Source organism: Streptomyces formicae (assembly GCF_002556545.1).
GTDB lineage: Bacteria > Actinomycetota > Actinomycetes > Streptomycetales > Streptomycetaceae > Streptomyces > Streptomyces formicae_A.
This window is the reverse complement of the sequence record NZ_CP022685.1, coordinates 6105419-6115684: the sequence shown is the minus strand read 5'-3', so window position 1 is coordinate 6115684 and position 10266 is coordinate 6105419. Positions and strand designations below refer to the sequence as shown.

Annotated in this window: 7 protein-coding genes; 2 read left to right on the top strand and 5 right to left on the bottom strand. The window is 72.7% G+C overall.

The window, feature by feature from the left end:
- Positions 1–617: 617 nt before the first annotated feature.
- Positions 618–2165, top strand: coding sequence for an alpha/beta hydrolase (locus KY5_RS26875; RefSeq protein ID WP_098244640.1), 1548 nt, complete (start codon positions 618–620; stop codon positions 2163–2165).
- A 117-nt stretch (positions 2166–2282) separates the two neighbouring features.
- Complete coding sequence (locus KY5_RS26870) at positions 2283–3860, top strand: alpha/beta hydrolase (protein WP_098244639.1); 1578 nt, start codon at positions 2283–2285, stop codon at positions 3858–3860.
- Between the two features lie 116 nt (positions 3861–3976).
- On the opposite strand, the gene moeZ is transcribed toward KY5_RS26870, so the two are convergent.
- The 5 genes from moeZ to KY5_RS26845 form a co-directional block, all read right to left on the bottom strand.
- Positions 3977–5155 (bottom strand): adenylyltransferase/sulfurtransferase MoeZ, encoded by a 1179-nt coding sequence (gene moeZ, locus KY5_RS26865; protein ID WP_098244638.1) that lies wholly within the window; start codon positions 5153–5155, stop codon positions 3977–3979.
- A gap of 63 nt (positions 5156–5218) precedes the next feature.
- Positions 5219–5968, bottom strand: coding sequence for a spherulation-specific family 4 protein (locus KY5_RS26860; RefSeq protein WP_098244637.1), 750 nt, complete (start codon positions 5966–5968; stop codon positions 5219–5221).
- Entirely contained in the window at positions 5956–6909 is a 954-nt protein-coding gene (locus KY5_RS26855) for an NAD-dependent epimerase/dehydratase family protein (protein ID WP_055553343.1), read from the bottom strand. The genes KY5_RS26860 and KY5_RS26855 overlap by 13 nt, the downstream gene beginning before the upstream one ends.
- A gap of 199 nt (positions 6910–7108) precedes the next feature.
- Positions 7109–8497: a hypothetical protein gene (locus tag KY5_RS26850; RefSeq protein WP_234362875.1), complete on the bottom strand. Its 1389-nt coding sequence runs from the start codon at positions 8495–8497 to the stop codon at positions 7109–7111.
- Complete coding sequence (locus KY5_RS26845) at positions 8494–10257, bottom strand: DUF3492 domain-containing protein (RefSeq protein WP_098244636.1); 1764 nt, start codon at positions 10255–10257, stop codon at positions 8494–8496. The genes KY5_RS26850 and KY5_RS26845 overlap by 4 nt, the downstream gene beginning before the upstream one ends.
- Between the last annotated feature and the right edge of the window lie 9 nt (positions 10258–10266).

Here is a 10266-nt window from a genome sequence, read left to right as displayed (position 1 = left end):
CTCGGCGACGCGGCCTCGCCCGCACGGCGGCTGACGCACCGCCTCTCCCCCCCTCGGCAACGCGGCTGCCCCCATCCGCACCGTGACCCGCGCCCCCTCCCCGCCCCTCGGCGACCCGGCCTCGCCCGCACGGCGGCTGACGCGCCACCTCTCCCCCTCGGCAACACGGCTGCACCCACCCGCACCGTGACCCGCGTCCCCTCCCCGCCCCTCGGCGACGGGGGCTGTGCCCACCCGTTCCGCCCCGCGGAACAATTGCCCACAGCGGTAAGCGCCCACGGCGGGAGCGGCCTGCCCCGGGGCGGGGGCGGGGGCAGGGGCGGCGCGGAAGCGGGGCGGAAGCCCGGCGGAAGCAGCGCGGAAGCCGGGCGGAAGCGGCGCGGAAGCCGGGCGGAAGCGGCGCGGAAGCCCGGCGGAAGCCCGGCGGAAGCCCGGCGGGTGGGCTCGGGGGTGCGGGTGCCGGTGGAGTGTGGACGTGGTGGTGGGGCCGCCCGGGGCGAGGCGGGCACACCGCCGCGGCCCGGCCCCACGACACGGTCCGAGGCGCCCCGCCAGCAAACTCACCCACACGGCCCGCGCCCCGAGCGCGCCATCAGGAGCCCCCGCAGGATGGGGACATGCCCACACAGTCCCCGCCACGCACCACCGCCGTGGCCGCCACCGCCGCCCTGCTCGTCGCCACGCTCGCGGCCTGTGGCGGCAGCGACTCCAAGGACGAGGCCCTGCCGGACCAGAAGCTGAGCTGGAAGGACTGCCCCGCGCCCTCGGCCGCCGAGGGCGGCGGAGGCGCCCCGTCACCGCTGCCCGGCGGAGCCGAGTGGCAGTGCGCCACCATGAAGGCGCCGCTCGACTGGGCCGACCCCAAGGGCGACACGATCGACATCGCGCTGATCAGGGCCGAGACGAGCGGGGACGATGACGACCGCATCGGCTCCCTGGTCTTCAACTTCGGCGGCCCCGGCGGCTCGGGCGTCACCACGCTGCCCGCCTTCGGCGCGGACTACGCCAAGCTGCGCACCCGCTACGACCTGGTCAGCTTCGACCCCCGCGGCGTCGGCCGCAGCGCGGGCATCAAGTGCGAGGACGACGAACAACTGGACGAGTACTTCCAGCAGGACTCCACCCCCGACGACGACGCCGAGAAGAAGAAGCTCGTCGAGAACGTGAAGTCGTTCAACGGTGCCTGCGAGAAGAACTCCGGCAAGACGCTCCCCCACGTGCGCACCACCGACGCGGCCCGCGACATGGACCTGATGCGCCAGGTGCTCGGCGATGACAAGCTGCACTACTTCGGCATCTCGTACGGCACCGAACTCGGCGGCGTATACGCCCACTTGTTCCCCAAGAAGGTGGGCCGGGCCGTCTTCGACGCGGTGGTCGACCCCACCCAGACGGCCGAACAGGGCTCCCTCGGCCAGGCGAAGGGGTTCCAGCTCGCGCTGGACAACTTCGCGAAGGACTGCACCTCCAAGGTGACGGACTGCCCCGTCGGCGACACCGAACAGGACGTCAAGGACAAGATCGCCAAGCTGCTCGATGACCTCGACAGCAAGCCGATCACCGGCCTGCCGCCCCGCGAGCTGACCCAGACCGCCGCCACCAACGGCATCGCGCAGTCCCTGTACTCCAAGGACTTCTGGCCGTACCTCACGCAAGGGCTCGAAGAGGCGTACGACGGCGACGGCAAGATCCTCATGTCCCTGTCCGACTCGATGAACGGACGCGGCGAGGACGGCGAGTACAGCAACATCCAGGCGGCCAACGTCTCCATCAACTGCGCGGACGACAAGGCGCGTTACACCAGGGAGTACGTCGAGCAGAAGCTCCCCGGGTTCCGCGAGGCGTCACCGCTGTTCGGCGACTACCTGGCCTGGGGCATGGTCGGCTGCACGGACTGGGCGGTGGAGGGCCAGGCCGACCACCCGAACGTCGGCGCCGAAGGCGCGCCGCCCATCGTCGTCATCGGCAACACGGGCGACCCGGCCACGCCTTACGAAGGAGCGCGGAAGATGGCGCAGGCACTGGGCAAGGGCGTCGGCGTCGAGTTGACGTACAAGGGCCAGGGCCACGGGGCGTACGACAGCAAGAACGCGTGCGTACGGGGTGCCGTGAACGGCTATCTGCTGGACGGCACCGTGCCGAAGACGGGAACGGTCTGCGGCTGACCCCGACACCGGCAACAGCGACAGCAACACGGGCAGGGGCCGACACCACCGGCCCGGACCCTGTCAGTGGCCCCGCCTACTATGGCCTGACTGTCTTCCAAGGGGGGAAGCGCCTCAATGCAGCGTTTCGTGCGTTCCGCGGCCCTCGCCGCGGCCGGAGTCCTGATGGCGGGACTCGCCGTCGGCTGTTCGTCGGACGACGACGCGAAGGGGGACGGCAAGGGCAGCGGCAAGGGCCCGTCGACGGACACCTCGGGCGCGGCGCCGAAGCCCGACCCCTCCTCCTCCCTGCCGCTCTCGGTCACCGCGCAGAAGCTGGACTGGTCGCGCTGCAAGGCCCCCGAGGGAGGCACCGCGCCCGGCGCGGAATGGCAGTGCTCGACCCTCGACGTCCCCCTCGACTACGCGAAGCCGAAGGGCGAGACGATCGGCATCGCCCTGATCCGCGCCAAGACCACCGGCAAGGGCGACCGCATCGGCTCGCTCCTCTTCAACTTCGGCGGCCCCGGCGGCTCGGGCGTCTCCGGGCTGCCGTCCTTCGCCGACATGTACGGCTCACTGCGCGAGCGGTACGACCTGGTCAGCTTCGACCCGCGCGGCGTCGCGGCCAGCGAGGGCGTGCGCTGCCGGGACGACAGCGCGACACAGGCCGCCGAGCGGAAGGTGGACCTCACGCCGAACACGGCGGCCGAGGAGAAGACCTACTTCAAGGACGCGGCCGACTTCGGCGCGGGCTGCGCGCGCGGGGCGAAGAAGGTCATCGGCCATGTCTCCACGGCCGACGCCGCCCGCGACATGGACGTCATGCGCCAGGTCCTCGGCGACGACAAGCTGCACTACATGGGCATCTCGTACGGCACCGAACTCGGCGGGACGTACGCGCACTTGTTCCCCGAGCGGGTCGGCCGCCTCACCCTCGACGCGGTCGTCGACCCGAGCGCGGACTCGGTGGGGCACGCGGAGAACCAGGCGCGTGGCTTCCAGCGCGCCCTCGACAACTACTTCACGTCGCTCGGCGAGGACCCGAAGAAGGGCTCCGCGAAGGTCGTGAAGCTGCTCAAGGACCTCGACGCCAAGCCGCTGCGCGCCTCGGGCGACCGCGAGCTGACCGAGTCCCTGGCGATGACCGGCATCACCATCACGCTCTACAGCAAGCAGACCTGGCCGACGCTGACCCGTGCCCTCCAGGACGCGGAGAAGGGCGACGGCTCGGCGCTGCTGCAACTCGCGGACGCCTACAACGAACGCGATCCCTCCGGTCACTACAGCACGCAGAGCCACTCGCAGCGGGCGATCTCCTGCCTGGACGACAAGGCGCGCACGACCCCGGAGGAGGCGAAGCAGCGGCTCGGCCGGTTCCGTGAGATCTCCCCGGTCTTCGGCGAGTTCCTCGGCTGGGACACGGCGGGCTGGTGCCACGACTGGCCGGTGGCCGGACTGCACGACTCCCCCGAGGTGAGCGCCCCCGGCGCCGCCCCGATCCTCGTCGTGGGCAACACCGGCGATCCGGCGACGCCCTACGAGGGCGCCCGCAAGATGGCGGACGAGCTCGGCAAGGGCGTCGGCACGCTGCTGACCTGGAAGGGCGAGGGACACGGGGCGTACGGCAACGGCAGCGACTGCGTGGACGGCACGGTCGACGACTACCTCCTCACCGGCAAGGTCCCGAAGGACGGCAAGGTCTGCTCGTCCTGAGGAGAACCAGCCCGTCCGGCGTTTGAGGACGAGCCCTCAAGGCGAGCGGTTGACGCAAGGACGGAGGGCCCGCACCTTCATGGTGCGGGCCCTCAGTCTCCGTTCAGGCGCTACGCCTAGTAGACCGGCTTGTCGGGTTCGATCTGGTTGACCCACCCGATCACGCCGCCACCCACATGCACCGCGTCCGAGAAGCCCGCCGACTTCAGGACCGCGAGGACCTCCGCACTGCGGACACCCGTCTTGCAGTGCAAGACGATCTTCTTGTCCTGCGGAAGGCTCTCCAGGGCGGTGCCCATGAGGAACTCGTTCTTGGGGATCAGCTTGGCGCCGGGGATGGAGACGATCTCGTACTCGTTCGGCTCGCGAACGTCGATGATCTCGATCTTCTCGTCGCCGTCGATCCACTCCTTGAGCTGCTTGGGAGTGATCGTCGAACCGGCCGCCGCCTCCTGGGCCTCCTCGGACACGACGCCGCAGAAGGCCTCGTAGTCGATGAGCTCGGTGACGGTGGGGTTCTCGCCGCAGACCGCGCAGTCGGGGTCCTTGCGGACCTTGACCTGGCGGTACTGCATCTCCAGGGCGTCGTAGATCATCAGGCGGCCGACCAGCGGCTCGCCGATGCCCGCGAGGAGCTTGATGGCCTCGTTGACCTGGATGGAACCGATCGACGCGCACAGCACGCCGAGCACGCCGCCCTCGGCGCAGGAGGGGACCATGCCGGGCGGCGGGGGCTCCGGGTAGAGGCAGCGGTAGCACGGACCGTGCTCGCTCCAGAAGACCGACGCCTGGCCGTCGAAGCGGTAGATCGAACCCCAGACGTACGGCTTGTTGAGCAGCACGCACGCGTCGTTGACCAGGTAGCGGGTCGCGAAGTTGTCCGTGCCGTCGACGATCAGGTCGTACTGGCTGAAGATGTCCATCACGTTCTCGGCCTCGAGCCGCTCTTCGTGGAGGATCACGTTCACGTACGGGTTGATGCCGAGCACCGAGTCCTTCGCGGACTCCGCCTTGGAGCGGCCGATGTCCGCCTGGCTGTGGATGATCTGGCGCTGCAGGTTGGACTCGTCGACCTCGTCGAACTCGACGATGCCGAGCGTGCCCACACCGGCGGCGGCCAGGTACATCAGGGCCGGAGAGCCCAGACCACCGGCGCCCACACAGAGCACCTTGGCGTTCTTCAGCCGCTTCTGCCCGTCCATCCCGACATCGGGGATGATCAGGTGGCGGGAGTACCTGCGGACCTCGTCGACGGTGAGCTCAGAGGCGGGCTCGACCAGGGGTGGCAGCGACACGGGGACTCCGTTGGTCGGAAATTCGGAACGGTTGTTCTGCGTGTAACACTGCCACGCCCTCCTTCATTCCGAGACACCTGTTCCGATGCGCGAGACGATCTCGTCCCAGTAACCGGGCATGGACTCCCAGGGCGCGTTCGTACCGCCGTCGCCGACCCGGTCGGTGAAGTAGATCGTCGAGGCACCCTGCCAGCGCGCGATGCGCAGCGCCTCCTCCAGGTGCCCGCGCGGCATGCCGTGCACGAAGTGGCAGAAGCGCTCGGGTGGGTAGTCGGCGGTCCACTCGGCCACCTGCGACCAGCGGTAGTCGCTCCACGGGCCGGTGAAGGTCACCAACTGGTCGCCCGTCTCGGCGTATCCGGGGTACGGATGGGTGCCGTGGCCGAGCACGATGTGCGCGTCGTCGATCAGCGCGCGCAGCGTCGTGACCGTCCTGCGGACCTCGGGCAGCACGGCCCGCTCGGTCGGACAGCGGTCCAGCGAGAAGCCGTCGACCTGGTACCAGTCGAGATAGCGGTGGGCGTCGGAGACCAGCTCGCCGAAGGGCCGGGCGCCGTACGTCATGTCGAGGTGCCCGAGGACGCGGACGCCCGCGTTCCGCAGCCGTCCCGCCGCCTCCAGGCAGTGCGGATCGGGGCGCTCCCCCGGACCATTGGCGACATTCAGGACAACCCACTTCAAAGGGGTGCCGGGACGGGTGAGTTCGGACCACTCGGCGGGGGCGACGAGCGGGTGGGCGAAGCCCGGAACGCCGAAGCCGATGCGTACGTCGGTGCTCGCTGTGCCCCTGGCGGTCCTGGTCAGATGCGGCATGCGGCCTCCATCCAGATGTCGGCGAGTGACTCTTCGAGGTTGATGCGGGGCCGCCAGCCGAGCCGGTCGCGCGCGGTGCGCACGTCCGCCTGCTGCCAGCTGCCGCAGCCGTCCGGGTAGGGGTAGGCGGCCGGGGCCCCGTGCTCTGATTCGGTGCGGGGGTGCCCGATGGATGGCCGTACGGGCACCTGGTCGAGTTCGTGCAACGCGCCGCCGTATCCCGCGACGCGGGCGAGCACGGCGGCGGCGTCGCGCAGCCGCACGGCGCGGCCCGCGCCGATGTTCACCACGCCCTGGGCGGCGGAGAGCGAGGCGGCGTGCACCGCGCGCGCCACGTCCCGTACGTCGACGAAGTCCCGCTGCACGCCCAGGCCGCCGAGCTTGAGCTCGCCGTCGCCCGCCTGCATCGCGCGCCGCATGGCCTCCGCGAGCCGCCCGAGCGGCGACCCGGCAGGGGTGCCGGGCCCGGCGGGCGAGAAGACCCGCAGGACGACGGCGTCGAGCCCGGAGCCGAGCACGAGTTCGGTGGCCGCCAGCTTGCTGACGCCGTAGGGCCCGCCGGGCCGCGGCACCGCGTCCTCCGCGGTCGACGAGCCGGGCTGGCTCGGCCCGTACTCGGCGCCGCAGCCCAGCTGCACGAGCCGGGCGCCGCAGCCGCTGCGGCGCAGGGCCTCGCAGATGGTGGCGACGGCGACGGTGTTGTGCCGGGTCAGCTCGCGGGCGCCGCCTCGGGTCGCGCCCGCGCAGTTGATGACGACGCCCGGGTGCACCGCGTCGAGGAAGCGGGTCAGCGCGCCGGGACTGCCGCTCGCGAGGTCGAAGCGCACGTCCGAGTCGTCGCCGCGGCCGAGCGCGGTCAGCTGCACCGCGGGGTCGGCGAGCAACCGGTCGGCGACGAAGCGGCCGAGGTAACCATTGGCTCCGATCAGCAGCACCCTCATCGGGGGCCTCCCGGGGTAACCGCGCGGAGGCGGAGGTGGCTGCGGGTGATCATCTGTCTTTCTCCTTCGGGAGGTTGCCGTGGTTCACGGGATAAGGCCCGCGGTGTCGGCCCCGCGGGAGAGTGGTCTGCACGGTGGTGCGTGAGGGTCCCCGCGGAGCGGGCCGAGGTGCGGTCGTGGGCGCTCGCGACGCGCCGGTTCACGGCGCCTCGCCGGGTCCGGCGTGGGCGGACGCCCTGGTCAGGGTCCTGGTCGCGTGGACGAGCAGGGCGAGGGCCGCGGTGCCGCAGACGATGACGGGTACGGCTCCGGGGCCCCAGGCGTCGACGACGGCCGTGCCGGGCTCCGCGAGCACCTCGCACCCGGGCAGCCGCCCCGCGAACACCAGGGCCACGGCCAGCGCTTCGGCCGCGCCGACCGCGCCGAGCAGCAGGGCGGGCGCCCGCGTGCATCCGTACGCCCCGAGCAGCCGCGCGAGCAGCAGCAGCGCCCCCAGCGCACCGGCCCCGCCGAGCGCGCCGGCGGGCGCGGCGCCGCGCTCTCCGCCCCACGCGTCGACTGCCGCGCCGGACAGCACGAGGAGCGCCGCGAGCGCCGCGAGGAAGATACCGATCACGCCGAGGAGCAACGGCCGTACGGAGTGGGCGAATTCATCGAGTCCGCGGCTGGCGCGGAGCCGTCCCCCGGCCCGTACGGCGAAGAGTCGGGCGCACCAGATCGCGGGCGCGACGGCGAAGGACAGGCCAAGGGCCGCGGCGAAGGACGGCGCCCAGAGCTCGTCGGGTCCGCCCGCCACGGCGCCCGCCAGCAGCCCGTCGCCCAGGAGCGCGTACGCCAGGAGGAAGCACACCCACGCGCGCGTGGAGGGCGCCGGACGAGCCGGGGAGCGCAGCGGCCCGTACCGCAGGGCGATGCGCAGGGCCACCGCCACGGCGGCCGCGCCCCCGAGCCCCACCACGAGGCGCGTGGTGCCCTCGGAGAGGGCGATCCCCCCGACGGTGAGCGCGCACACCGCACCGGGCAGCAGCGCGAACAGGGCCCATCCGGGCGGCACTTCGGGTGCGTTGCGCACGTCGTCGGCGGCGCTCGGCGACGCGTGTTCAATCCCGTCGTCGCCACCGCGCGGCACGCGCGCGTACATCTCCTCGGCCAGGGCGAACACATCGCGGTGGCGGAAGCGGGCCGCGGTGCGGTCGGTCACGCCGTGCGCCTCGAGGCCCGCGGCGATCTCCAGCGGGTCGACGGCGCGGGCGCACAGCTCGCGGTGCCGGTGCATCAGCGCTTTCACGGGGTCGGCGCCGCCGCGCCGTCCCACCTTGGCGACGGCGGCCCGCGCGCGCCCCGCTCTGCTGGTGCCGGTACTGATGCCGGTGCCGGTGCTGATGCCGGTGTCCGCCTCCCCGAAGGCGGGGATCGACGCTCCGAACTCAGGCGCCCGAGCCGACGCCCCCGGCAGCAGTTCCGACGCCCCCGGCGTCAGCGCCGCGTCCGCGAGAAGCTCCTCGGACCGCGTGTCCCAGCCGTCCGCGCCCTGCGGTGCGCGGGGCGCGTCCACGGCATCGGATGCCGTCCGCTCCACGCCGTTCATACGGCCGCCCCCTTCAACTCGGCGTCCGCAGGAACGCGGTCCACGGCCCAACTCGGCACGCCCGCGCTCTCGTTGCCGGGCTCCATGCCGGACGCGGGCCCCACAGCGACCGCCCAGCGGCCCGGCACGGACGCCTCGGCGGGGTTCGCGAAGGGCACCGGTTCGCCCGACGCGTCGAGGGCCTCCCTGCGGACCGGGCAGTGCGAGACGATCTCCAGATAGATCCCCCGGAAGGCCGCGACGTTCTGCTCGACGGTGAAGAGTTCGAGTGCCCGCGCCCGCGCCGCCGCGCCCAGGCGCGCGCAGCGCTCGGGGTCGCGCAGGAGCGCCACGCACGCCTCCGCGAGCGCCCGCGGATTGCGCGGCGGTACGACGAGGCCCGTGCCGCCGATGACCTCCACGACAGCGCCCACGTCCGTCGAGACGGTCGCGCGGCCGCAGAACATGGCCTCGACGAGGCTGATCGGGAAGCCCTCGACGACGCTCGAAAGGACGACGACGCCCGCGCCCGCGTACGCGTCGACGAGCTCCGGGGTCTCGGGCCCGCCGATCTCCTCGAAGGAGACGGGGTTGTCGCCGACCGCGTGCGCGCCGTCGGCCTCGTCGGGGAAGAGCTGCGCGGCGAGCGCGCGGCAGTGCGCCAGATAGGCGGCCGCCTCGGGTCCTTCTGCGGGCGCCCCGACGATGCGCAGCCGCGCGTCGGGCTCCTCCTTGCGGACCTCCGCGAAGGCGTGGAGCAGGGAGATCAGGTCCTTGGTGGGCTCGATGCGGCCGACCCACAGGAGGGTGCTCAGGTCGGCGGCGGAGTCGTCGTAGCCGCCCTCGCCGACCTCGGCGAAGCGGTCCGCCTCCATGCCGGGGTGGACCGTGCGCAGCTTGGCCCGGTCGGCGCCGCAGCGCTCCTGCCAGCGACGGGCGTGCGTGTTGCCGGGGGTGATGAGGGTGGCCCTGTCGTACACCTCGGCGGCGAGCAGACCGTGGAAGGAGGCGAGCAGGGCGCGTGCGGGGGCGCTCAGGTCGGTGTCGCCCGCGGCGAGGTAGTGCGCCCGCAGCTGCACCCCGTACTCGGTGACGAGCAGCGGCACTCCGGCGAAGTGCCTGGCGAGCAGCCCGGGCAGCGCCGCGGGTCCGCCGGAGGTGGCGTGGCACAGGTCGACGGCGCCGAGCCCGTCGTCCCCGTACCAGTCGAGGGAGAGGGGGCGCAGCGCGCGCTCGAGCAGGCCCGCGACGGCGAGCAGATCGGGGACCCGGACGGTGCGTGCGGCGCGCAGCGCGCCGGGCGCGCGGCAGGCGCTCTCCAGGGCGCGCACGGCGGACTCGGAGCGCAGGGCACCGGCGAGGCCGCCTTCGTCGCGGGCGAGTTCGGCGAGCCCGTACAGCGCGTTGCCGAAACGGTCCGCCACGTCCTGCGGGCGGCGCTCCGTGTCGGTCGCCGCGCCCCCGGAATCGCCCCGGCAGATCACCGCCGCCAGCTCCCCGAAGCACTCAGTGAAGCGTCGCCTGGCCCGCCTGCCGTGGCCTCCCCGGGGGCCCGCGCCGGACAGCGCGCCGTCGTCGACGGTCCACAGCGGCGCCGTGCGCACCCGGCTGACCTGGGGCGGGAGCGCGATCCAGCCCTGCTGCTCCTGCCGCCTGCTGCGGCTGAGGGCGTAGATGTCGAACTCGTGCCGCCCGAGCCCACGGACGAGCCGGTCGCACCACAGCCTGGCCTCACCGCTCACATACGGATAGCCACCCTCCGTAAGCAGTCCGATGCGCACGAGTGCACC